Origin of the sequence: Erwinia sp. Eh17-17 (assembly GCF_039675725.1) — a bacterium.
In the GTDB taxonomy this organism is placed as follows: domain Bacteria; phylum Pseudomonadota; class Gammaproteobacteria; order Enterobacterales; family Enterobacteriaceae; genus Erwinia.
Window position 1 is genome coordinate 127,123 of the sequence record NZ_JBDFQT010000001.1, and the last position, 23,578, is coordinate 150,700.

Consider the following 23,578-nt stretch of genomic DNA (forward strand, 5'->3'; position numbering starts at 1 on the left):
AATGATGATCTCATTCAGGCACGCATTCTACTCCGTGGTGACGTTGATGCTCCTGTCATTCTCAACATATGCGATTGATATTGATGTCAATATGTCACAGGAGTTTAACGTTGATTTCCCCATAAAGAGAGTGGTGGTCGGTTCACCCGAAGTTGCTGATTTTCGTATGGGTGAAGACAACAGTATTTATATATTTGGAAAAAAAGAGGGCGATACTAACATCAACATTACAGGCATAAAGGGCCAGAGAAAGATATTAAAAATAAGAGTCAATGATTTGCGTAATAGTGCCACCGCAATAAACACCCTGCTGGTGAGCTCAGGATATAAATATGTCAGAGCCATTGATATGGGTAAAAACCTGTTGGTCAGCGGCAGTGTAGAAGATAATGATACCCTGGATGAAATTAAGGAATTGCTGGACCAGTATGTTGATCCGGAAAAGATTCATTATTCTGTTGATATTCAAAAAAATCAACAGATTAAGATTCGTGTCACCGTGGCAGAAGTATCAAAAACAGTTACTGACGATCTGGGGATTGATTGGGGACAGATAAAAAATAATGATTCTGGCGGCGGTGGAGGAAGCAGTGTCGGGGGCGTCGACGGTGGCAACCTCACCGTTAATGGCGGGATTTATACCGGACTGGTTAAGGGATTTGGTTTTGACTCATTAGGCGTTGCAATTAATGCACTGGCCAAAAACAATCTGGCTAATGTACTGACGACGCCAAGTCTGACCGTGACTAATGGTAAATCAGCAAGTTTCCATGGAGGTGGTGAAATTCCCATCTTCCAGCAGAATCAGAACGGCAGTAACGTCGAGTGGAAGGATTACGGTGTTTTACTGAATTTCACTCCTGTTATCAATGCAGATTCCAGTATAAGCATGGATGTCAGCGTAGAGTCATCGCAAATTGCGGGCTACTACCGCTATGAAAATACAGAGTTACCGACCATCAAAACGCGTGAGGTGAAAACCTCTGTAAAAATGAAAGATGGAGAGACATTTGTCTTAGCCGGGTTGATTGATAATAACCAGACCCAGTCCGTGAATAAAATACCGGGATTGGCTGATATTCCTGTGCTTGGCGCTCTGTTCAAGTCAGCCGGTTTTCAGACAGGGAGGAGCGAGCTGGTTATTTTCGCGACAGTGGAGTACGTACAGCCGTCTCAGGGCGAAAATATTCGATTACCGTATGTAAAATTTAGTAGTCCCTGGGAAGTCTTTTTTAATTTAAAGCAAGACATGAGCGAGGTTACTCATGATGTGATTAAAGAGGCTGATTATGTCATTGAATAAATTGTTTTTGGCCTTTGTGATCTTTACCTCTATGGGATGTGTTGATGTATTCCACCATGGTAAAGAGTATTACATCGTCGGCTTTAAAACTGCACCTGGTGAAGTACAGATGCAAAAGCTCAATGAAATTATCGCCAAAAATAGCCATGATCGAGTTGGTGAAGTTATTGTTGTATATAATAATAACAACTATCAGGAAGCTAAAAAGTTAAAAGAAAGTTTATTTCTAAAATATGAAGTTAATTCGACGCTACGGTTCTTACAGAACAAAAACGTGCATGTGACTGTACTCGTTGAAAATAAACATCAGGCAGGTGGGGCATGTTATCAATTTGCGGTCGATGATTATGACTGGTACAAGGCCACATACCAGGAAATGAAAGAGTATGAAGATGCAATAATTTGCCCAATAACAGTGAATGATAACGAAATCAGGATGTAAAAAGTGTTCCTAGATAAAATCAAAAGAAAAAGCGATGGTGTAAAAAAAAGAGAAAAAGTCTACTTTTTGACTAAAACACCCAGCGATTTTACGCGAATCACCGAATCCTTATCATTATATGGTGTCGAGGTGATAAATAATTATCTTAATGTCGGTGAACTGCTGGACACGGTTAATGACATTCCTGGGTCTAAAACCTATTTTGTTATCGATGGTGCGGCCTACAGTGAAAGCGAAACGATTGAGATTGCTAAAATATTGCGCGGCCGTTATCCGGCAATGTTGATTGGCTTCGAAGATTCTATCGGAGCCGTGTGTACTGCCAGAGACAATGGGTTTAGTAACTATTTTGTTCGTAATAACGAAATAAAGTATCTCATATCGGAAATTGTAAAGTATTTTGGCTATGAGCGCTCCAGAACATCATTAGTCGTTGGGTTATGTAATACCTCACCGGATGCTGAGGTGAGTTATCGTACCTTCAACGACCTGCTTAGCAGTAAAACGATGAAAGGTTACTCAGCGCTGTTTATAAACTGTGATATTAGTAATATTTATTACGATGCGACACTGGGTGTGAAAGCAAACGAGAAAGCGACAGCGCTGGCACTCAATATTGACAGTGAAATTGATACTGAATCATCATTAAAACTGATTTCTCATATTCGTGAGCAGCTTGACTATCTGTCATTCAATGTAATGGCGGATAACGTTAAAATGAATGATGCCAACTATTTGCTTCAGCGTATATCTAATATAGTAGACTCTGTCAGCAATGCCTATGGATTCATTTTTCTGAACTTGCCGTATTATCTTATTGCTTTTCCTGTGGCTCTGTCCATGCTTAAAAACAGCGATATCCGGGTTCTGATGACTAATGGCAGAATAGAATCTGTTTATAATATAAACTATCTGAAAAATAGCATTTCATTTAAAAATGAAAGAGAGAGTAAGAAAAGGGACAAACTTATCTCGATTAGGCCAACAAATACCTCGAAAGTATTAAGTGTCAATAATATCACTGATAGTGAGATAGTACAGAAACTACAGATCGAGATAGATTATTCTTCGGGTTCTAAACTACCAGAAAAGCTGGCTAGCTTATTCAATAAATCTAAAGAAAGTGAAAACATCATTGATTGTATTATCAGGTAAGTGACAATGAATATTGAACTCTATGAAAGGATTCGCGGATATCTGTTGGATAGCATTGATACTGATGAGCAAGCTAATATAGATATTGATGAGGCAATGAATAATATTGAACGTCTTTTAGTCACTGTGCTTGACCGTGAAAATATTATTCTTAGCAGAAGGAAAATTGAAGAGTTAACAAAAAGTTATTATGATGATATTCATGGGTTTGGCCCCATCGAAGACTTACTTATCGATCCTACCGTCAATGATATTATGGTTAATGGATGCAATTCGATCTATATCGAACGTGCAGGTAAGCTCATCAGGCAGGAGGTTAACTTCAAATCAAATGAACAAATTTTAAGAGTAGCACAACGTATTGTGGCACCTATTGGCAGACGTGTTGATGAAAGCTCTCCTATGGTCGATGCCCGTTTACCGGACGGAAGCCGTGTAAATATTATCATTCCGCCTGTTGCTCTGGATGGATGTACGATTTCGATTCGTAAATTCAAAGAGGACAAGCTCGACCTTGTCGATCTGATAAATTTTGGCTCAATGACGGAGAGAATGGCACATTACCTGAGTTTGATGGTACGCGCTAAAGCAAACATCATCATTTCAGGGGGGACTGGTTCGGGCAAAACAACATTATTGAATGCTATTTCTAATGAAATTGGTGACGGTGACCGTATTGTGACCATCGAAGATGCCGCAGAACTTCAGTTACAGAAAGACCATGTTGTTCGCCTCGAATCTCGGCCACAAGGTGTTGATGGTGGCGGGGAAGTGAGTATCCGGCATCTGGTGATCAACGCGCTGCGTATGCGTCCGGATCGCATTATCATCGGTGAGTGTCGCGGTGATGAAACGTTTGAAATGCTGCAGGCAATGAATACCGGCCACGAAGGATCGCTTTCTACCATCCATGCCAATACACCTAAAGATGCGCTGGTGCGTCTGGAAAGCATGTTGTCGATGACGAACGCTAACTTTAGCCAGGCAACGGTACGTGGCCAGATCTCACAGGCCATTGATATCATTATTCAGTGTGCGCGTTTGCCAAGCGGCGAAAGGAAAATTACGGCGATTACTGAAATTGGTTCTCTTGAAGGGGAGGTGATCCAGAGTCAGAATATTTTCTATCTGGATAATATTAAAAATTCAGATGGTACTTATCACTATGAATTTAAGCAGGATGTGTCCTATTCTCTTCTGGAAGAAAAGGCATCATTTATGGGATTACTAGCTGAATTCAAAGGTGTGCTCAATGATTAAAATCCTGAGCGTAATTATTTTCTTTAGTCTACTCATGTTGCTTTATAAAAAGTATCAAGTTTCGGTAGAAAAGAAAAAGTTAATGAGTTACATCGTTGTTATTAATCAGGATATTAAAGTTACTGACCATAAGAAAAAAACAACCTTTACGCTTTTCAGCCGTCTGCTCGATCAAGACTTCGTCTTCATCCTTGGTGTTAAAAATATAGTTTCTTCTGTGGCGGTACTATTATTCTATTTGTCCTTTTGGACGTTTTGTTCACTCACATTTGAATTATCAGTCATTATCTCATTTTTTGGCATTGTTTGCCTGATCGCGTTGTGGATATATTTCGTTATCAGTCAGTTCAATTTAATGTTTAGTGATTACTTTGAGAGTAACTTCCCCTCCGCGCTGAGAATGATTAGTCGAAATATGGCTGTTGGACAAACTATCTATGCAGCGATAGACGCGGCGGCTCAGAATATTCATGGCATCATGCAAAAAGAATTTCAGCGGATTTCCGACCAGCTTAGAAATGGTGCAACATTTGAACAGGTGTTAGACAAAGGTGAAAAGTTATATCCTTATAAAGGATACTTTGTGTTTAGCTCTTACATAAAAGTGTCGGTTAAAAAAGGCGGGAGCCTGAAGGATACATTACTCTCTCTGGCTGATGACTTAATCTCAGCGCAGGTCATAAAGAAAAAGACTAAAGCATTAACTTCAGAAGCGCGTGGAGCAGCGAAAATTTTGGCATTTTTGCCGTTAATTATGCTGGGAGTGTTATATTCTTTTTCACGAGAAAATTTTCTGTATTTGTTTGACGCCTATTATGGCCGTATTGTTGTTATCTATGCTGTTATCAGTGTCACCGTTGGTTTTGTCATTATATCGAAAATGATCAGAGAGGTTGAATTATGATTTACGTACTTTCGATCTTATGCTTTCTTTTTGGTGCGATAGCATTTTTAATGATGACACTAAAACACAAGAAAGAAGAGGAGTATTACGATAAGTTCTACTTTATCGTCTCGGATTATAATAAATTAAATGACTATCTCAGTATTCGCGTTAAATTGCGGGAGTGTTTCTTTATTATCAAAAGCAAAATGCTGATTTTTCTTAATGCTTATTTAAAAAACAAAAAATATCATAAATTAGTTATTGATGCTGGTTTTTATCGCGATGAATCCGCAATCATATATTATCTTTTGCTATTGTGTACTTTTTTTATTTTTACCGGGGTGACGCTTTATCTGGTGTTTGTCGATGGGTGTAGTGTCGTTTTTATTCCTGCATCTCTGGCCATATTTTATATCGGCAGTAAGTTATTTCTGGAAAAACGAGCTAAGAAACAGCTACAGGAATTTCGACGAAATTTTATTTATTTTCTCGACCTGACGGCAACGTGTATACGAACAGGGATGACGCTGACTGCGTCACTGGATGCGGTTGAACCGATATTACATAAGTTCTCTACACTGCTGTCATATCAGATGATCCAATTTTCACGAGATTTAAAACATAACAACCTTGACTTCGCCTGTGTGAAGTTGCAGGAAAAGATAAATTTAAGCGAAGTTAATGATTTTATCTCAACAGTGAAGAACTCAGCCCAATATGGCGCAGGAATGCATTCAAGCTTTCAGGATCTTGCAAGAGAAATAAGGATGTTCCATTTCATGGAAACAGAAGAAAAGATAGGGAAGGTCAATGCGAAAATGGGTATTCCACTTATTTTGTTCATTATGTTTCCTATCATTGTTGAGATCATTGCACCCGGATTGTTACGTGCAATGCAAAACATGTCACTGGAGATACTGACAAAATGAAACGCTTGCTGATGCTTGTGGGTATTATGCTTATCTGCTCGTGTTCATCTCATGATGACCAGTCTATTCCTGATAAAGACAAACTCAAGCTTTCGTTGCAGATGGGTGCAACAAATAAAGCTCAGTCTATTATGATGAAACGATTAAAAAAAGACCCAGAGAATATTGACCTCAATTTCGGACTTGCGGATATATATTATCAGCAGGGTAAATACGATTTGCAAAAATCTATACTTTCGTCTATGCATATCGACGAAAGTAAAGATACCGACAATTTTATAAAGCTCACTATGGAGCTGATGAGGAACGATCTTAAATTGAGTGATTTCTCTTCAGTGACGACCCATTTTAATGTCCTTAATAAGCTGAATAAGAATAAGGAATTGACTCATCAGCAGTATGGCAAGGTTCTCACTTATCTTGCTATTGCATACTGTAAGAAAAACTTATTTGACCAGTGTATTGAACTGCTCGGTACAGCAGGTAAATACTTGCCAGGTGACTTATCTGTTAGCGATAATTTATCTATTGCGCAATATATGCGCAGCAATGCAAACGCCAGCGGTGATATCTCTTTACTCTATCGTGGCTATAATGATTCTCACTCTGATACCATGCTGTCTAACTTAGTGATGGCTTTAATCAGTCAGGGTGATGAAGGACAGGCCTTCAAGCTATTAACCCGCAGATATCCGCAGGCTGAAGCCTTAACCGTTATTGACGAATTAAAAGCTATCCACAATGTCAAGAATATATAAGCTCCTCAAAGAGGAAAGCGGTGTTGCGACGATAGAGGCGACGTTATGTATCTCTATTATTATGTTTTTGTTCTTTTTTATTTATGAAACGTTAAAGTTTCAAACTGATATTGCAATGATTACCTATAATGAGCAGATCGCCATCCATCGGATGGACGTTTCTATGTTAAATACCCGGTATACCGAGTTACGCAGTCAGTTTGCCGGGCAGCTTGAACAAGACAATGCCAGTAACTATTTTAGTTCGCTGGCTTACACTGACGTCCGTATACATTGCTACAACAACCTCGACTTAAAACAAACCACCTCATGTGGCAGGTATGACAAGATAGTCAATTTCACTTACACGGTAACGAGAAAGTACACTAATCCTGTGTTTACCTCTCTGTTATCGCTGCCGGTAGACATTAAACGAGAGGTTTTTTTAATAAATGATTACTACAATTGAAAAGCTGATCGATGATGAGCGTGGTGCCATCGCTATAGAGACGACATTTATATGCATTTTTTTTTCATTTGTTCTGTCTTTTGTCATTTATCAATCAGTTCTGATTACGCTGCACCTTAATGCTTTCAAACTGGCTTCGCAGGTTGTTTCGGTGATCTCTCAAAGAAATATCCTGTTTGACAGTGAGGATCTCAGCGATCAGGATATGGAAAAACTTAGTAGTATGATAGAAAGATTTTATCCAGATTTTAAAAATAATAATATTACTATCATTGTTGAGTCTACAGCCTATGCAACGGGGAGTTATAAAAAAGTAGAGCTGGATTCCCAGGATCCGGTCTGTCGTATCAATAAGCCACTTAACAGTTATGGCATCAACATTGTGACCTCTTATGGAAGAATGAATGGCGTCTATCGAGTAACGGTCTGCTTAAAAACCTTTACTGGTTTTATTGATGACGACATTGGGGTTGTTAGCGAATCGGCCATTGAACCGGGGCATTATCACTAAATTTAAATATGTTCAAAGATGAGGCAATGGAATGAGTTTTCTGTACTCTGAGAAAGGAAGCGTCACACCCTTTTTTGCTATCGGTGGCGCAATAGTGCTTATATGTGTATTTTGGGTTGATAACATATCGTATTCGGTATTAGAAAAATCACGTCAGATTTCTAATGCTGATGCACTCACGAGAGTGTCACTTATCGGTGAAGGATTGAATGATGACAATGCCAATAAAATCCTGTCTGCCGTAAGTGCCGAGGATAGCACTGCCAGCTATCAGTTCACGTCAAAAATTGATTTTTTGAATTTAAAAGAAATCGTTTCTTCAAGTGCTAATATTCATTCTATCACCCCGATAAGGAATTCAGCCTCGACAAGCAAATCAGTCGAGGTACCTTTTGCAGATATCAATGAATCTATAGGAAACGACAGAAATGTTAACATCAATACTTACGATCGGTCTATAAAGCTTATTAAGCCGATAAATGTTATCATTGCCATTGAAAACACACCAGAAAATAAAAATAATGTTAATCTTGTTCGTCAACCCTTAATTCAAATGGTAACGAAGTTATTCTATAATGCATATGGTAGTCGCGTTAGCATTATACCTTATTCATTTCGTGTTAACTTGGACTACTATTGTTACACAGGCATATCAAGAGGGGATAAATTTAGTTTTAAATGGTGGGAGAATTTCTACTATGAAGAAGAAATCTTAAAACGCATGATACATAAACTTCGCGAAGCTGAGCTCGATGTCACATGGGTTGGTAATATTGTTAGAGAAAACGAAAAAAACCTCGAAAGTTTACGAGCGCAGTTGGCGAATGCAACGCCTGGTACACCTCAATATAACAGCATCTCAGTTTCTCTCGCCCAATTAGGCCGTAATAATAATGATGCTAATATTAAAATTGTGCAGAGTAAAGCTGCTATCGATAAGTTAAATAAAGAGATACCGGGCCAGCAATCCAAGGTTGACAGTATGATGCAAAGTGAACAATACGAAAAATATCTTCCTCTGGCCAACCATTACAATATTCATGAAGATAACTATCCACTGCTCGAAGACTATAACGATGTTTTTGCAAACAGCAATGGCTATTCAATTAGTCGCGAAGATTTCAGTCATTCTGCCAGTGATGTGACATCAGCACCTGATAGTCTAAGCGATCTTGCCGTCAAGACAGTGGGTTTTTTTGCTGATACTTATACTGATACCTGCCCTTCAGTTCCGGTAGTCAACGATAGCCATGATTATAACCTTATAAAAGACACCATATTGTCTATCCCCTTTGATAATAAGAAATTAAAATCTCTTGAAGGTATTCTCTGGGCTGGGAGAATGGCGAATAACTCTTCGGGTACAAACAGAAGGAGTCTTATTTTAGTTTTCGCATCAGATAAGAAAGAGAGTCTGGGAGGTAAGGGTAATAGCGATGCAGCGCAAGCTGAATTGCAGGCTATCCAGAACAGCTGTGCTGCTATTCAATCATCATGGTACAAAAGAAATGCCATAAAAATTGTTTTTATAGTACCCGACCAGGAAGCTAAGAAAAAGTTTCTTGATCTGCAGTGTGCAACACCACAGAAGGATGATGCCGGTTATATCGTACTTGACGATATTAAGCCAACCCCTGGTCAAAGTATCTCTGACACGATTGAAGCTCGATTGCTTTATCTGATCTCACAGGAATCGACTTCAAGGGATGCGCAGCCATGAAGATGTTTGTATTATCTCTGCTGTTGCTCGCCCATTGTGGTCATTCGGCTATGGTCACTCTTCCCGCTGAACTGGAATGTAAAATACAGTTCAATTCATCCGGCCCCACGGTAGAAAAAAAACAGTTATTTTACTTTAACGGCAATGTTATCCGTGGGGCAGGGGGGCGGGACTCCTCGATGCGCCATGTATTCCGCCAACTTGGCGACTTAAAACTGCAGTTATGTCGTGTGTCTGTTTCAGGCAATACGGCAAATTTGGATGACTTGATACTGAGGCACCTTTCGCTAAAGATGACCTACATCGGTACGGTTTATTTTGAGCGCGGAAGTGACGTGATTGAGAGCGGGAATACGCTACGTATAAAACAGGCCCTGTACGCCGGTTCTTATCGCGGTCTGGTGATGGTGGGCAGGGCAGACAGTACCGGTCAATCCCGCCCCAACCTGGATTTGTCTTTCCGCAGGGCGCGAAATGCACTGACCCATTTTGCTAAAGATGTCTCCAGCGCCATTATTGCTCTGGGCGACCGTCAAACCCCGCAGGAAAAAGCAGTAACAGGGCGCAATAACCGTCGTGTGGATATTTACGCTTTTTCTTATCCTGTCGGGATGTCTGTGCGTTAGTCGGCGTCCGATGGCGGTGTGCCATCGGAGGAGAGTCACCTTACTCTGCTGCCTGCGTGTGGATCATATAGTTAACGTCAACACCCGGTGCCAGCTTAAAGTGGTTGGTCACCGGGTTATAGTGCAGACCAATCATATGACGTTCACGCAGCGATGTTTCATCCACCCAGTTCAGCAGTTCTGCCGGGCGTATAAACTTTTTGATATCGTGGGTGCCGCGCGGCACCATGCGCAATACATATTCTGCGCCGATAATCGCCATCAGCCATGATTTGCTGTTGCGATTAAGGGTAGAGAAGAATACCTGACCACCGGGTTTCACCAGGCGCGCGCAGGCATGTACCACTGAACGCGGATCCGGGACATGTTCCAGCATTTCCATGCAGGTCACCACATCGTACTGGCCGGCAAACTGTTCAGCGTGTTCTTCAACCGTCTGCTGGACGTAGTCAATGGTGACTGCGCTCTCCAGCGCGTGCAGACGTGCCACTTCCAGCGGTTCTGCGCCCATGTCCAGACCCGTCACGTTAGCGCCTTCACGAGCCATGCTCTCTGCCAGAATGCCGCCACCGCAGCCAACATCCAGCACCTTCTTGCCAAACAGCCCGTCAGCGTGCTGAGCAATCCAGCCCAGGCGCAGGGGATTAATCCGGTGCAGGGGTTTAAATTCACCTTCCAGATCCCACCAGCGTGAAGCTACGGCTTCAAATTTAGCAATTTCACTGTGGTCCACGTTCTGCGCGCCCGCGTTTTGTTCTGCTTTCATTGGGTTATTACTCCAGCCAAAGTTTGACGCAGTATACATGGTTACTCCCCCAGGGAGGCAAGGTTGCCGTCCGGGGAAAAAGAGAATGCAATAAAGCGGCCAAAGCGATGCTTTCCATTCAACACCTGGACGCAATGTGATATACTTTCGCACCTTTGAATCCGGGAATAACAGTAAGGAAAGCGCGTCCATGAGCGACCTCGCCCGCGAAATTACACCGGTCAATATCGAAGAAGAGTTGAAAAACTCCTATCTGGATTACGCAATGTCGGTCATCGTTGGCCGTGCGCTGCCAGATGTCCGTGATGGCTTAAAGCCGGTTCACCGCCGCGTGCTTTACGCTATGAACGTGCTCGGTAACGACTGGAACAAAGCTTATAAAAAATCCGCCCGTGTTGTCGGCGACGTTATCGGTAAATATCACCCTCATGGCGACACCGCCGTGTATGACACTATCGTCCGTATGGCGCAGCCGTTCTCGCTGCGCTACATGCTGGTCGATGGTCAGGGTAACTTCGGCTCCGTCGACGGCGACTCCGCTGCGGCAATGCGTTACACCGAAGTACGCATGTCCAAAATCGCTCACGAACTGTTAGCGGACCTGGAAAAAGATACCGTCGACTTTGTGCCAAACTATGATGGCACCGAGCAAATCCCGGAAGTGATGCCAACGCGGGTACCGAACCTGCTGATTAACGGCTCCTCAGGAATTGCAGTCGGTATGGCGACGAATATTCCGCCGCACAACCTGGTTGAAGTGATCAACGGCTGTCTGGCTTATATTGAAGACGAGAACATTACCGTTGAAGGCCTGATGGAGCACATCCCGGGCCCGGACTTCCCCACTGCTGCTATCATCAACGGTCGTCGTGGCATCGAAGAAGCCTATCGCACCGGCCGGGGTAAAATTTATATCCGCGCCCGTGGCGAAGTGGAAGTCGACGCTAAAACCGGTCGCGAAACCATCATCGTGCATGAGATTCCTTATCAGGTGAACAAAGCACGCCTGATTGAGAAAATTGCTGAGCTGGTGAAAGAGAAACGTCTGGAAGGCATCAGCGCACTGCGCGATGAGTCTGACAAAGACGGTATGCGCATCGTGATCGAAGTGAAGCGCGATGCGGTCGGCGAAGTGGTACTGAATAATCTCTACTCCCTGACCCAGTTGCAGACCTCTTTCGGTATCAACATGGTGGCTCTGCATCAGGGTCAGCCGAAGATCATGCCGCTGAAGGATATCCTTGAAGCCTTCGTGCGTCACCGCCGTGAAGTGATCACCCGCCGTACCATTTTCGAACTGCGCAAAGCGCGTGACCGTGCGCATATTCTTGAAGCACTGGCGGTGGCGCTGGCGAACATCGATCCGATTATCGAGCTAATCCGCCATGCTGCATCTCCGTCCGAAGCCAAAGCGGGCCTGATCGCGCGTCCGTGGGCGCTGGGCAACGTGTCGGCAATGCTGGAACGTGCCGGTGACGACGCTGCCCGCCCTGAGTGGCTGGAAGATGAGTTCGGCATCCGCGATGGTCAGTACTATCTGACCGAGCAGCAGGCTCAGGCCATCCTGGATTTACGCCTGCAGAAACTGACCGGCCTTGAGCATGAAAAACTGCTCGACGAGTACAAAGAGCTGCTGGAGCAGATTGCAGAACTGCTGCGTATTCTGGCCAGCTCTGAGCGCCTGATGGAAGTGATCCGCGAAGAGCTGGAGCTGATCCGCGATCAGTTCGGCGATAAGCGTCGCACCGAAATTACCGCAAACAGCGCCGACATCAACATCGAAGACCTGATCAATCAGGAAGATGTGGTGGTTACCCTGTCTCACCAGGGCTACGTCAAGTATCAGCCACTGACTGATTACGAAGCGCAGCGTCGTGGGGGCAAAGGGAAGTCGGCAGCACGTATCAAAGAAGAAGACTTTATTGACCGCCTGCTGGTCGCCAACACCCATGACACCATCCTGTGCTTCTCAAGCCGGGGTCGTCTGTACTGGATGAAAGTGTATCAGCTGCCGGAAGCCAGCCGTGGTGCCCGCGGCCGTCCTATTGTCAACCTGCTGCCGCTGGAAGCCAACGAGCGTATCACGGCGATCCTGCCGGTACGCGAGTACGCAGACGGTTGGAATATCTTTATGGCGACCGCGAGCGGCACCGTGAAGAAAACCGCCCTGAAAGAGTTCAGCCGCCCGCGCAGCGCCGGTATTATTGCCGTCAATCTGCGTGATGACGATGAACTGATCGGCGTGTCGCTGACTAACGGTGGCGACGAAGCCATGCTGTTCTCTGCTGCCGGTAAAGTAGTACGCTTTGCCGAGACGGCGGTACGCGCCATGGGCCGAACCGCTTCCGGCGTGCGCGGTATCAAGCTGGCAGAAGGCGACCGCGTAGTGTCACTGATTGTGCCGCGTGATGAGGGTGCCATTCTGACCGTTACCCAGAACGGCTACGGTAAGCGTACGGCTAATACCGAGTATCCAACCAAGTCGCGTGCGACGCAGGGTGTGATCTCGATTAAAGTGACCGAACGCAACGGCCCGGTGATTGGTGCCGTACAGGTGGTCGACAGCGATCAGATCATGATGATCACTGATGCCGGTACGCTGGTGCGTACCCGCGTATCGGAAGTCAGCGTGGTGGGGCGTAACACCCAGGGTGTTATCCTGATCCGTACCGCTGAGGACGAAAACGTCGTGGGTCTGCAACGTGTGGCCGAACCGGTAGCGGAAGAAGAGCTGGATGCTATCGACGGCAGCGTAGCGGAAGGGGATGATGATATTGCCCCGGAAGTGGAAAATGACGACGATGCGCCAGAGGCTGATGACGAATAATCGTTAGTCGCTGATGAGAAAGCCGGTTCATGACGAACCGGCTTTTTTTTGCCTGAAATTCAGCTCAGCGCGGGGCGTTCAGAAAGCCGTTGCGCTGCATAAACTGGCTGATGGCCGCGATCGTCTGCTGGTGGATCTTCTCCCTCTGAGCGCGCGGCGTTTCACAAATAAATGCTTCGCCTTCCTCTGCCAGTATTCCCGCCGCCGCAGGCTGGCATAAAGGCAGAAAATCAAAGTGCCCGGCGTCAGCTAGCGTCAGCAGCGGCAGCTTCAGTTTGTCGACCCCCAGGTTCATCGTGCCGCTGGCATGAATAAAGTAGCCTGCGGCAATGGTCAGCAGCGGAATATGGATAGCCTCCAGGCTGCTGCGGGTCAGGACATAGCTCATGCCCGGATCGAGCGCCACCACAAACTTCACTCTGGGATCGCGATAGCTGGCGGCCAGCCGGGTGTTATCGGTATTTTCCAGCTGGACGCCGTTGCGCCGGTAAAACTGGCAGTCCGGCATCTGCGGCATGGTCTGGCAGTAGTGGTTCAGCCGCTCACGGCTCACCCTGCCACCCGCCAGCGCCAGCACGCTGTAGCCGCCTTTTGAGTGGCCCACCGCACCGACTTTTCGCCGATCGATGGCCTGCTGCCACGGGGTGCTCTCAAGGTAATGCGTGATCATAAAAGAGAGATCGGCGATCTGTAAGGTCAGGTCGGTAGTGGGGCGAGAGTCACCGGTGGTACTGCCCGGATGGTTTGCCGCAATCACAATCGCCCCCTGAGCGACCAGAGGCAGTGCCAGCCAGGCGAGGCTGGCGTTATTGCCGCCGCTGCCGTGACTGAACACGATGAGCGGAAAACGGCCTGCTGCAAGGGGGGCTCGCGTAATGGCGGGATAGCCGGAAAAGACGCCGCTCTCCGCCTGCTGCTGAGCAGGCAGCTGGCTGTGGGTGGGATAGAAGACACGTACAGTGAGTGTACGCTGAGTCCGGGCATCGACGATCGTCTCCTGCTGAGTACCCACGGAAAAACTCCAGCCGGGAAAACTGAGCAGCAGCAGCAGGGCAGAAATAATAGTACGCATCATATTCACTCTTGAGCTATAAAAGGCCTATTATCAGAATTTTAGGGGCGCATGGCGTCCTCGATCGCGATAGAGTCCTATGCTGATACCGGTTAATTTTTTCCTCAGTCTGATCTGTGTGATGCTGTTGGTACAGCGTCGGGATGCCGGGCGGCTGTTCCGGCTGCTGTTATTACTGTGCCTGTTGCACAGCCTGGTTGCCGGGCTGACGATTGCCTTCCCGGCAGCGGGAACAGGGCGCTGGTTGCAGCCGGTTACCGCTGCGGCACTGCCGCTGATGTGCCGCCTGGCGCTGGAGCAGGCGGCGGGCGAACGGCTGCCATGCCGCAGCACTATCCTGGTACTGATGACCATGATCGTCTGCGTGTTGTTTTTGCCGCAGGCCATCGACTGGCTAATGCCTGCAATCTGGCTGGGCTGTGCATTGCTGATGCTGCGGCGACTCAGGCCGGGAAGTGATGTACTGACGCAAACAGCCCTGGCAGACACTCCGCTGACGCACCGTGGATGGCAGTCTCTGGCCCTGACGCTGATAGCCGTTGCCGCGCTGGATTTGACCATTTCATTACTGATTGTTTTCGCCGCAGCGGTGGGGACCCAGTGGTTACTGCTATCGGGTAACCTGGCTATCGCAGGCGTGATGTGCCTGATGCTGTTACTCACCGTGCATCCCGCCCCCCCTGTGGCTAACAGGGCTGTCAGGGTAGCCAGTTCAGGAGATGACACCATCATGAGCCGTCTGGATGCACTGATGCTGGCCGGGCTGTACCGGGAACCCCAGCTCAACCTGGCCCGCCTGGCACGGAAAGCCGGCATACCGACACGACAGGTTTCCGCCGCCATCAACGGCCTGCACCAGCAGAGTGTTTCGCAGTATGTTAACGGCTGGCGCATTCGCGAGGCGAGCGAACGGCTGGCACTGACTCACAAAACGGTCATCGATGTCATGGAGGAGGTCGGTTTTCAGACCAAATCGAACTTTAACCGGGAGTTTCTGCGCATAACGGGCAAAACCCCCTCTCAGTGGCGCAGGGAGGCCTGGGAACAGGCTGAAAATCACTGAAATAGCAGGGCGCAACTGCGCTGATAACTGGCTTTTTTACCCTCCTGACGCTACTGTATCGGCAATGATTTTCTTTTGTCCGTTACGGCTGCCAGTGGGTTACGCTTGAAATATCTTGTCTCTTTCCGCACGACGTTAAAGATCTCCCGCTATCTGTTCCGCGCCCTGGCGTTGATGATGTGGACGCTGGGTGCGCTGCTGACCACGTTTTATATTATTAATGTTCTGCACGAAAGAGAGTCACAGGTTCGTCAGGAGTTTAATTCCAGCTACGATCAGGCCCAGTGGTATGTTCGCCACTCTGCTGATGTCACCCGTGAGCTGAAGTTTATTGCTGAAAATCGACTGAATACCTCCGTCAGCAGGCTGGACGCCATCAACGGCGTATTTCCGGTTAAAGCCACCGCACCTCAGTTTTATCCGCTGTATGCGGATTCAGACTGTAACGCCATGAGTAATACCTGGCGTAACTCACTGGAACCCCTCAGTTACTTCCTCAACTACTGGAAAGAAAATTTTGCCTCCGCTTACGAACTGAACCGGGTGTTCTTTATCGGGGGAGAAAGCTCCTGTCTGGCGGAGTTCGGTCTGGGCACCGTATCGGTGGATCGGGAACGGGCGCTGAAATCACTGCGCGATCGCATCCTAAAATATCGCAACAGTAACGATGACGAGCGTAAGAAAAGCCAGTTCTGGATTTCGCCTGCGGCACAGCCGGGCGTAGGTTATTACTATATGATCGCCCCGGTATATGTGGCCAATAAGGTGACGGCGCTGCTCGGCATTGAGCAGGGCATCCGCATGGATGAACTGGTTCTGCCGGGGAGCCTGCCGGTGACGGCGACTCTGATCGATCAGAATAACCAGCGCGTGCTCTCTTCCGCGCGCAATGGCCCGGAATTCTCAACGGACGATCTGCCTGACGATGCCGCCTGGTTTGGCTATGTATCGGGTTATAAACAGCTGATCATGAAGAAAAGCCTGCCGCCTTCTTCACTGAGCGTGGTGTATTCGGTTTCGACGGATATGATGGTCGGGCAGTTAAAAATTCTGATCATCAACGCACTGCTGCTAAACCTGGTCAGCGCCATTGTGCTGTTTACCCTGGCGTGGCTGTTTGAACGCCGCATGTTTTTGCCTGCCGAAGATAATGCACACCGGCTGGAGGAACACGAACAGTTTAACCGCAAAATTGTGGCTTCCGCGCCAGTGGGGATCTGCATTCTGCGCACCAGTGACGGCACCAATATCCTCAGTAATGAGCTGGCACACAACTATCTCACGATGCTGACCCAGGAGGACCGCCTGCGGCTGACGGAAATTATCTGCGGCCAGCAGGTCAACTTTGTGGATGTTCTGACCGGGAGCAATACTAACCTGCAAATCAGCTTTGTTCACTCGCGCTATCGCAATGAAAATGTGGCGATCTGCGTGCTGGTGGACGTCAGCGCACGCGTGAAAATGGAAGAGTCACTGCAGGAGATGGCCCAGGCCGCGGAGCAGGCCAGTCAGTCTAAATCGATGTTTCTTGCCACCGTCAGCCATGAGCTACGCACCCCGCTGTACGGGATTATCGGTAACCTCGATCTTCTGCAAACCAAGTCGCTGCCGCAGGGCGTGGAGTCGCTGGTGACGGCGATGAATAACTCCTCCAGCCTGCTGCTGAAAATCATCAGCGATATTCTCGACTTCTCAAAGATTGAATCCGAGCAGCTGAAAATTGAACCCGCGGAGTTTTCCCCGCGTGAAGTGGTGGCGCACATCACCTCTAACTATCTGGCCATGGTGGTTAAAAAACGTCTGACGCTGTGGTGCTTTATTGACAGCGACGTTCCTCAAAGCCTGGACGGTGACCCGATGCGCCTGCAGCAGGTGATCTCTAACCTGCTTAACAACGCCATCAAATTTACCCATACGGGCGGCATTATCCTCCATGTCTATGTGAAGGATGGCTATCTGGCGTTCCGGGTGCGTGACACCGGGGTAGGGATCCCGGCGAAAGAGCTGACGCGCCTGTTCGACCCGTTCTTCCAGGTGGGAAGCGGGGTACAGCGTAATTTCCAGGGGACCGGACTGGGTCTGGCGATCTGTGAAAAACTGATCAACATGATGGATGGTGATATCGAGGTCGACTCTGAACCCGGCATGGGGAGTCTGTTTATTATTCGTATTCCGCTATATAACAGTCGCCAGATGCCCGCAGAGCTGCACGACGGACTGCAGGATAAACGCTGCTGGCTGGCCGTGCGCAACGAACAGCTGGCCACCTTCCTCACCTGCCTGTTACGCCAGCACGGCCTGCAGGTTCAGCGCTATGAAGGCGACGCCGCAGCCGATGACATCATTATTACCGACCATGATTTCCAGCCGGAGCAGAGCGTGCGTGCAACCGTGCGTTTTGACCATCGCCATAATGATGCGCCACAGAACATCACGGCAGCACAGTGGGTCTGTGCCACCACGACGCCGCATGAATTACCGGCGCTGCTGGCGCGAATCTGGCGAATAGAAGCCGGTCAGCCGGAAGGCCTGCCTGCGTTGCTGGCGAAAGATGACAACAGTATCACCCACGATGACATCCTGATCCTGGTGGTGGACGATCATCCGATTAACCGCATGTTGCTTTCCGATCAGCTCGGCTCGCTGGGATACCGGGTGAAAACCGCGCGCGATGGTCTTGATGCGCTGAACGTGATCGCTCGTAACGAGATCGATATCGTTCTGACGGACGTCAACATGCCTAACCTTGATGGTTATGGTCTGACCCGGCGTCTGCGTGAGCAGGGGAGAACCTTCCCGGTCGTGGGCGTCACGGCCAATGCACTGGCTGAAGAGAAGCAGCGCTGTATTGATGCAGGCATGGATAATTGCCTGTCGAAGCCGGTGACCATGGATACGTTGCAGCAGACGCTGACGCAATATGCGGAGCTGGCGCGCAGGAGCAGGGGAAGCGTTGAATAAAATAAAGGCTGACCCTAAGGTCAGCCTCTACACCATCGTCACGCCAAATGTGAATACGGACTTACTCTTTGACGGGTGACATGCTGACAGATGACAGGTAGTTAAGCAGTGCAATATCGTTATCCACACCCAGTTTCATCATTGCTGATTTTTTCTGGCTGCTGATGGTTTTGATACTGCGGTTCAGTTTCTTGGCAATCTCGGTCACCAGGAAACCTTCTGCAAACAGGCGCAGGACTTCACTTTCCTTCGGTGACAGACGCTTGTCACCGTAACCGCCTGCACTGATTTTCTCCAGCAGTTTGGCAACGCTGTCAGGCGTATATTTTTTGCCTTTCTGCAGCGCGGCCAGAGCCTTAGGCAGGTCAGTTGGTGCACCCTGCTTCAGGACAATTCCTTCGATATCCAAATCCAGTACGGCGCTGAGGATTGCCGGGTTATTGTTCATGGTGAGAACAATGATCGACAGATCGGGGTAGTGACGCTTGATGTATTTAATCAGCGTAATACCGTCGCCATATTTTTCGCCCGGCATCGACAGGTCAGTGACCAGAACGTTCGCATCAAGCTTGGACAGGCTGTTAATTAAAGCTGTGGAATCCTCGAACTCACCAACAACGTTGACCCATTCAATCTGCTCGAGTGACTTACGAATACCGAACAGAACAATGGGATGATCGTCGGCAATAATGACATTCAGGTTATTCATATTATTGGTTACCTTGCTGCAGCAGGTCGTTGACATAAGTATCAACTTCACTGGTGGTATTTTTAATGTTTGAATCGTCACACTGTTCAATGTGATGTTCTAACGTTTCACAAAGCTGCTTGCCGGGTAGCAAATTTAACATGGCAAACACGCCTTTCAGCCGATGCGCGGTCTGAGCAAGCGCACTATAATCCCTGTTTGCGGCCTCATTATACAGTCTCTTGACATCATCGGGTACTGTATCGACGAAAAGCTGAAAGTATCCACTGGCGAAAAGCGGCACCGTTTCTGACTGTTCAGCATTTTCATCTGCCAGCCCGTCCTGGGCCAGCTGTTGTTCTATCAGTGTCAGCAATGCATCCTGCATGGCGCTACTGATATTAAAGTTCACCCGGTACTGATTCGCCGTTAACGGACTGAAACCGGGTTCGTCATCCGTCAGCAACAATGCCCACGGGGTTAAACGGTCAGGTTCGTCAGTGACCAGCACATCGTGTTCCTGACCGGAGAAGCGCTCATCGGGGGTAATACAGTTTGCGCCCCAGTCTTCAAGCTGATGAACAACGATTTTCCGGACATCATCAACCGTAATATCAATCAGAGCATTCACCCCTTCCAGTAGCTTTTCTTCCTGCTCTAACTGAGGTTCGAGCGGAGCATGGAGCTGAATGCTGTAACGCGTGCCAATATCCGGGCTGGCGCTGATTTCCAGCTGGCCCCCCAGCTGCTTACACAGCTGTTTGCACAGGAAAAAGGCCAGGCCGGAAGCCTGACCGTAGCGATCCTGATGGGTTTCGCCAAGATACGGGAAATCGGTGTTCGACATCTCGTCGGCGGACAGACCGGCTCCGGTATCGACAATCTCAATCGACAGGCGGTCGCGGCGGTCTTCTGTTGCATTCACCGTCACGCTTACCCGCCCCCAGGTGGTGGTGGTCACGGCATAATGTAGCAGCGTGGAGAGGATCTTGCCGATGGCCCGGCGATCGCCAAAACGAGTTTCATCACTGCTGCGATTATTGGCGATCATCAGGGTCAGCCCCTTACGCCGCATGACCGGAAGCAGTTCAGCCACCAGCTCATCAAGCAGGGATTGCAGGTTAAAGCTTCCGGCATCTGGTGCCCAGTCAAGCGTTTCCAGCTGATTAAGCAGCACGATGTCGTCGACCAGGCGGCTCAGCCTCTGTGAGGCTTCCAGCGACAGGTTAACCTGCTCAGCGGGCTGTTCATCTGCCAGCGCATGTAAATGGGCGATGACGTCATTCAGCGGTCGTTGCAGGGCATGGCCCAGGTTTTGCAGTAACTGCTGACGCGACTGATGATTTTTATTCAGCACCTGCTGCGCTTTCTGCAGCTTCTTATTAACCAGCAGTTCACGATCCTGGTCACGCATCATAAACAGCTGCGTATGCGGCGCAATCATACTGCGCGCATGGCGTATCTCGTACACTTCGTTATTTACCGTGGCCTGCAAAACGCCCTGGTGCTGATCGGACATGTTAATGATTTTTTGCAGGTTAAGATGCGGCAGCAAATGTTCAGCAATCTTGTTGCTGATGATGGTGCGGTTGTTAGCGAAGTCGTACACCAGCAGCCCCACGGGCAGGGTGCCGACAATTTCTTCGTTGAGCAGACGCAGGGATTCCAGCTCGGCGCTCTGGTTTTCACTCGGACGCAGGGATTGCTGGCGCAGCAGGAACAGTCCCGCCAGCGACAGCAGCAGCAGCGTCAGGTTTGCCAGCAGTGGCCACAGCAGATTGCGCAGGGTATCAATCACCAGACCGGTGACCGGCACGCGGTAGACCAACTGCAGCGGCGTGCTGGCCAGCGAACCGGCAATCTCAATATTGGGGTTCATCCAGTTAATGCGCGTACTGCTGCTGCTGTCCTGGCTGTCATCCCCTTCGGCCACCGGCGTGGTGTCCTGCTTCAGCTGGAAATTTTCCAGCGGCATATTGGCGGGAATAATATCGTTAACCGGCAGATCAAAGGCCACTACCGTCGCCAGATGGCCGGGCTGGTTAAAGGTGGTACGCACCGTAAAGTAGTGGTCGTTCTGCCAGGTAAAGCGCCGCAGAGGGGAGAAGCTTTCGCGCTCATCCAGCGCATTGGCCTGCTGCAGCATCTCGGCCCGGCGCGCTTCAACAATATTGCTAATGGCGCTCTCTTTGTAGCGCGAAGCCATGTCTTTCAGCGGCAGCGTAGAGACCAGAATCAGGCTGTTGTCCTGGCCATTCAGGAAATACATCGACCAGGTGCTGTTTTCCGCCCCCCAGGTGGTGTCGAGATAGTTTGACATACGCAGCGTCATATCCAGCGTGCCGCTGTCGTGAGAGCCAAAAATCAGCGCTTCCGTTTTGCGTCGGGTTTTTTCCAGATAATAGACGTCCGGGCGCAGTCGGGTTTCCTGCAGGCTATTGGCGGGTGAACCGGTGGCGTTGGCCGCCAGATTTTCGTAAATATGCCAGGTCGCAAAACGATAGGCATCGATGCGTTTCTGCATCGCATGGGTGATGTCCGCCATCGCGTAGCGTTTTTCCGTCAGCCAGGCGTTGACCGCATTGTGGATCATGAATCCTGACGCCAGCAGCAGCACCAGAATGAACATCACAAAGAAGCGCGTAACATTGCCAGAGGTCAGGGGAAATTTATAGGGCAACATGTGGTGAAATCCCGTTTAACGAGTAATCAGTCGGGCACTGGCCGCGACGATCAAAAGCAGCGCAGCAATCGCGCTGAAAGCAACGGACAGACTGGACCACTGTGAGATAAATCCCACCAGGGCCGGGCCTGCCAGAATACCGGCGTAACCAATGGTTGTCATGGCGGCAATCGCCAGACTGGCCGGCATCGCCTGCTGTTTTCCCGCCGCACTAAACATAATCGGCACCGCATTGGCGGCGCCAAAACCGACCAACAGGAAACCGATCAGCGTAAAGGTTGCATCGGGCACAGCCACGGCCAGCACCAGCCCGGCCGCCGCGCCGAGCGAGCCGAAAAACAGGGTAGCCGTGCGGCCGGCGGCGTGAACGATGCGGTCGCCGAACAGCCGGCCAATCGTCATGGCGACAGAAAACACCGCGTAACCCAGCCCGGCCTGTGAGGCAGGCAGATCCCGGTGCTGAGTCAGAAACAGTGCGCCCCAGTCAAGAATAGCACCCTCTGTCAGAAACAGAATAAAGCACAGAGCACCGAGGAACAGCACCCAGCCGCGCGGCATCACGAACAGCGGAGTATCCGGCTGGTGCAGACGCTGATTCAGGAGATGGCGCTGGCAGGTTAGCCACAGCAGGACCAGCAGCAGATTAATCATTAACACCGAAATGAGCGGCGAAGCCCCCAGCGCCAGTGCGGCGCTGACCAAGCCGGCACCGACAATGCCTCCTGCGCTGAAGAAACCGTGGAACCCGGACATCATGGCTTTATTCGCGGTTTTCTCGACTTCAACGGCCTGGATATTCATCGCCACGTCAATCAGCCCAATCGCCGCGCCAAAGACCATCAGCGCCAGTGCCAGCGTTACCGGTGTCGATAGCGTTGCCAGCAGGGGGAGCAGGATCAGTAACAGCAGGCTACCGCTGGCAATCACGCGCTTACATCCCAGGCGACCCACCAGCATACCGGTTAGCGGCATGGCAATCAGCGACCCTAAGCCGAGGAACAGCAGCAGCGTACCGAGGGAGCCATCGCTCAGCTGGGCACGATATTTTGCAAAGGGAACCAGAGGGGCCCACGACGCCATACCAATACCTGCAATTAAAAACACGGCACGCGTGGCGCGCTGTGTAGCCAGTGCCTGGCTGTCAGAGGCAGGTGCTTCCGGTGTTGTCATTTTGTCCATTTGGCCTGTCGCGTTATTAACCTCATTTTTTACCACATTTAGTGCCAGTAAAGAAGCTAAACCCTTTCTCTGGCCCTCTCTGAGAGCGAGTGCCAGCGCGGTGTGACAGCCTGCGTAAATTTAATAACCGCTGAAAACACGCCAGATAATCAGAATTATCCCTTAAAGCTAAATTTTCAGAACACTCCTGGCGTGGCGGATGGAAAGCGTCGCTTAACTCAAATTACTGGTAACGCTGATAAAAAAAGCGTTTCACTGTGGTTTTTATTCTCCCCTTTGGTGGATTTTTGACCGCCATGTA

The 23,578-nt window shown here is 48.7% G+C and carries 18 protein-coding genes; 13 read left to right on the top strand and 5 right to left on the bottom strand.

Translation table 11 applies throughout. From position 1 onward, the window contains the following. Position 1: 1 nt before the first annotated feature. The 10 genes from ABEH87_RS00590 (at position 2) to ABEH87_RS00635 (ending at position 10,038) form a co-directional block, all read left to right on the top strand. On the top strand, positions 2–1,303 hold the full coding sequence (locus ABEH87_RS00590; RefSeq protein ID WP_346572965.1) for a pilus assembly protein N-terminal domain-containing protein: 1,302 nt from the start codon (positions 2–4) through the stop codon (positions 1,301–1,303). Continuing rightward, complete coding sequence (locus ABEH87_RS00595; protein WP_346572967.1) at positions 1,290–1,745, top strand: hypothetical protein; 456 nt, start codon at positions 1,290–1,292, stop codon at positions 1,743–1,745. The genes ABEH87_RS00590 and ABEH87_RS00595 overlap by 14 nt, the downstream gene beginning before the upstream one ends. A gap of 3 nt (positions 1,746–1,748) precedes the next feature. Then, positions 1,749–2,900 carry a hypothetical protein gene (locus ABEH87_RS00600; protein ID WP_346572969.1) on the top strand — a complete coding sequence of 384 codons (1,152 nt, stop codon included), beginning with the start codon at positions 1,749–1,751 and terminating at the stop codon, positions 2,898–2,900. 6 nt (positions 2,901–2,906) lie between these two features. Then, positions 2,907–4,160 (top strand): CpaF family protein, encoded by a 1,254-nt coding sequence (locus ABEH87_RS00605; protein ID WP_346572971.1) that lies wholly within the window; start codon positions 2,907–2,909, stop codon positions 4,158–4,160. Beyond that, entirely contained in the window at positions 4,153–5,064 is a 912-nt protein-coding gene (locus ABEH87_RS00610; RefSeq protein ID WP_346572973.1) for a type II secretion system F family protein, read from the top strand. Before ABEH87_RS00605 ends, ABEH87_RS00610 begins: the two co-directional genes overlap by 8 nt. Next, on the top strand, positions 5,061–5,975 hold the full coding sequence (locus ABEH87_RS00615; RefSeq protein WP_346572975.1) for a type II secretion system F family protein: 915 nt from the start codon (positions 5,061–5,063) through the stop codon (positions 5,973–5,975). Before ABEH87_RS00610 ends, ABEH87_RS00615 begins: the two co-directional genes overlap by 4 nt. Next, positions 5,972–6,733 (top strand): hypothetical protein, encoded by a 762-nt coding sequence (locus ABEH87_RS00620; RefSeq protein WP_346572977.1) that lies wholly within the window; start codon positions 5,972–5,974, stop codon positions 6,731–6,733. The genes ABEH87_RS00615 and ABEH87_RS00620 overlap by 4 nt, the downstream gene beginning before the upstream one ends. 431 nt (positions 6,734–7,164) lie before the next feature. Next, positions 7,165–7,692 (top strand): tight adherence pilus pseudopilin TadF, encoded by a 528-nt coding sequence (gene tadF, locus ABEH87_RS00625; protein WP_346572979.1) that lies wholly within the window; start codon positions 7,165–7,167, stop codon positions 7,690–7,692. 31 nt (positions 7,693–7,723) lie between these two features. Then, positions 7,724–9,412: a hypothetical protein gene (locus ABEH87_RS00630; protein ID WP_346572981.1), complete on the top strand. Its 1,689-nt coding sequence runs from the start codon at positions 7,724–7,726 to the stop codon at positions 9,410–9,412. Next, entirely contained in the window at positions 9,409–10,038 is a 630-nt protein-coding gene (locus ABEH87_RS00635) for a hypothetical protein (RefSeq protein ID WP_346572983.1), read from the top strand. Before ABEH87_RS00630 ends, ABEH87_RS00635 begins: the two co-directional genes overlap by 4 nt. 40 nt (positions 10,039–10,078) lie before the next feature. Here the strand turns inward: ABEH87_RS00635 and ubiG are convergent, their stop codons facing one another. Then, the gene (ubiG, locus tag ABEH87_RS00640; RefSeq protein ID WP_346572985.1) at positions 10,079–10,804 is read right to left on the bottom strand and encodes a bifunctional 2-polyprenyl-6-hydroxyphenol methylase/3-demethylubiquinol 3-O-methyltransferase UbiG; all 726 of its coding nucleotides are present in this window, start codon (positions 10,802–10,804) and stop codon (positions 10,079–10,081) included. Positions 10,805–10,994: 190 nt separating this feature from the next. On the opposite strand from ubiG, the gene gyrA reads away from it, so the two are divergent. After that, positions 10,995–13,631: a DNA topoisomerase (ATP-hydrolyzing) subunit A gene (gene gyrA / locus ABEH87_RS00645; RefSeq protein ID WP_346572987.1), complete on the top strand. Its 2,637-nt coding sequence runs from the start codon at positions 10,995–10,997 to the stop codon at positions 13,629–13,631. Between the two features lie 64 nt (positions 13,632–13,695). Here the strand turns inward: gyrA and ABEH87_RS00650 are convergent, their stop codons facing one another. After that, on the bottom strand, positions 13,696–14,706 hold the full coding sequence (locus ABEH87_RS00650; RefSeq protein ID WP_346572989.1) for a hypothetical protein: 1,011 nt from the start codon (positions 14,704–14,706) through the stop codon (positions 13,696–13,698). Between the two features lie 76 nt (positions 14,707–14,782). Between ABEH87_RS00650 and ABEH87_RS00655 the strand changes: the two genes are divergently transcribed. Next, complete coding sequence (locus ABEH87_RS00655) at positions 14,783–15,766, top strand: AraC family transcriptional regulator (RefSeq protein ID WP_346572991.1); 984 nt, start codon at positions 14,783–14,785, stop codon at positions 15,764–15,766. A gap of 105 nt (positions 15,767–15,871) precedes the next feature. Continuing rightward, entirely contained in the window at positions 15,872–18,727 is a 2,856-nt protein-coding gene (gene rcsC / locus ABEH87_RS00660; protein ID WP_346572992.1) for a two-component system sensor histidine kinase RcsC, read from the top strand. Between the two features lie 61 nt (positions 18,728–18,788). On the opposite strand, the gene rcsB is transcribed toward rcsC, so the two are convergent. From rcsB to ABEH87_RS00675, 3 genes are read right to left on the bottom strand one after another with little or no spacing between them, the layout of a single operon-like run. Beyond that, positions 18,789–19,436 carry a response regulator transcription factor RcsB gene (rcsB, locus tag ABEH87_RS00665; RefSeq protein WP_346572994.1) on the bottom strand — a complete coding sequence of 216 codons (648 nt, stop codon included), beginning with the start codon at positions 19,434–19,436 and terminating at the stop codon, positions 18,789–18,791. Position 19,437: 1 nt separating this feature from the next. Next, complete coding sequence (gene rcsD / locus ABEH87_RS00670; RefSeq protein WP_346572996.1) at positions 19,438–22,098, bottom strand: phosphotransferase RcsD; 2,661 nt, start codon at positions 22,096–22,098, stop codon at positions 19,438–19,440. A 15-nt stretch (positions 22,099–22,113) separates the two neighbouring features. After that, positions 22,114–23,268, bottom strand: a complete 1,155-nt coding sequence (locus ABEH87_RS00675) for an MFS transporter (RefSeq protein ID WP_346572998.1) — start codon at positions 23,266–23,268, stop codon at positions 22,114–22,116. Positions 23,269–23,578 lie beyond the last annotated feature (310 nt).

Excerpts from the sequence above, each read along its gene's own strand:
- ABEH87_RS00610 (WP_346572973.1), top strand. The coding sequence starts at position 4,153 with ATGATTAAAATCCTGAGCGTAATTATTTTCTTTAGTCTACTCATGTTG.
- ubiG (WP_346572985.1), bottom strand. The coding sequence starts at position 10,804 with ATGAAAGCAGAACAAAACGCGGGCGCGCAGAACGTGGACCACAGTGAA.
- ABEH87_RS00635 (WP_346572983.1), top strand. The coding sequence starts at position 9,409 with ATGAAGATGTTTGTATTATCTCTGCTGTTGCTCGCCCATTGTGGTCAT.
- rcsB (WP_346572994.1), bottom strand. The coding sequence starts at position 19,436 with ATGAATAACCTGAATGTCATTATTGCCGACGATCATCCCATTGTTCTG.
- ABEH87_RS00615 (WP_346572975.1), top strand. The coding sequence starts at position 5,061 with ATGATTTACGTACTTTCGATCTTATGCTTTCTTTTTGGTGCGATAGCA.
- tadF (WP_346572979.1), top strand. The coding sequence starts at position 7,165 with ATGATTACTACAATTGAAAAGCTGATCGATGATGAGCGTGGTGCCATC.
- ABEH87_RS00620 (WP_346572977.1), top strand. The coding sequence starts at position 5,972 with ATGAAACGCTTGCTGATGCTTGTGGGTATTATGCTTATCTGCTCGTGT.
- ABEH87_RS00650 (WP_346572989.1), bottom strand. The coding sequence starts at position 14,706 with ATGATGCGTACTATTATTTCTGCCCTGCTGCTGCTGCTCAGTTTTCCC.
- ABEH87_RS00595 (WP_346572967.1), top strand. The coding sequence starts at position 1,290 with ATGTCATTGAATAAATTGTTTTTGGCCTTTGTGATCTTTACCTCTATG.
- rcsD (WP_346572996.1), bottom strand. The coding sequence starts at position 22,098 with ATGTTGCCCTATAAATTTCCCCTGACCTCTGGCAATGTTACGCGCTTC.
- ABEH87_RS00590 (WP_346572965.1), top strand. The coding sequence starts at position 2 with ATGATGATCTCATTCAGGCACGCATTCTACTCCGTGGTGACGTTGATG.
- ABEH87_RS00605 (WP_346572971.1), top strand. The coding sequence starts at position 2,907 with ATGAATATTGAACTCTATGAAAGGATTCGCGGATATCTGTTGGATAGC.
- gyrA (WP_346572987.1), top strand. The coding sequence starts at position 10,995 with ATGAGCGACCTCGCCCGCGAAATTACACCGGTCAATATCGAAGAAGAG.
- ABEH87_RS00655 (WP_346572991.1), top strand. The coding sequence starts at position 14,783 with ATGCTGATACCGGTTAATTTTTTCCTCAGTCTGATCTGTGTGATGCTG.
- ABEH87_RS00630 (WP_346572981.1), top strand. The coding sequence starts at position 7,724 with ATGAGTTTTCTGTACTCTGAGAAAGGAAGCGTCACACCCTTTTTTGCT.
- ABEH87_RS00675 (WP_346572998.1), bottom strand. The coding sequence starts at position 23,268 with ATGACAACACCGGAAGCACCTGCCTCTGACAGCCAGGCACTGGCTACA.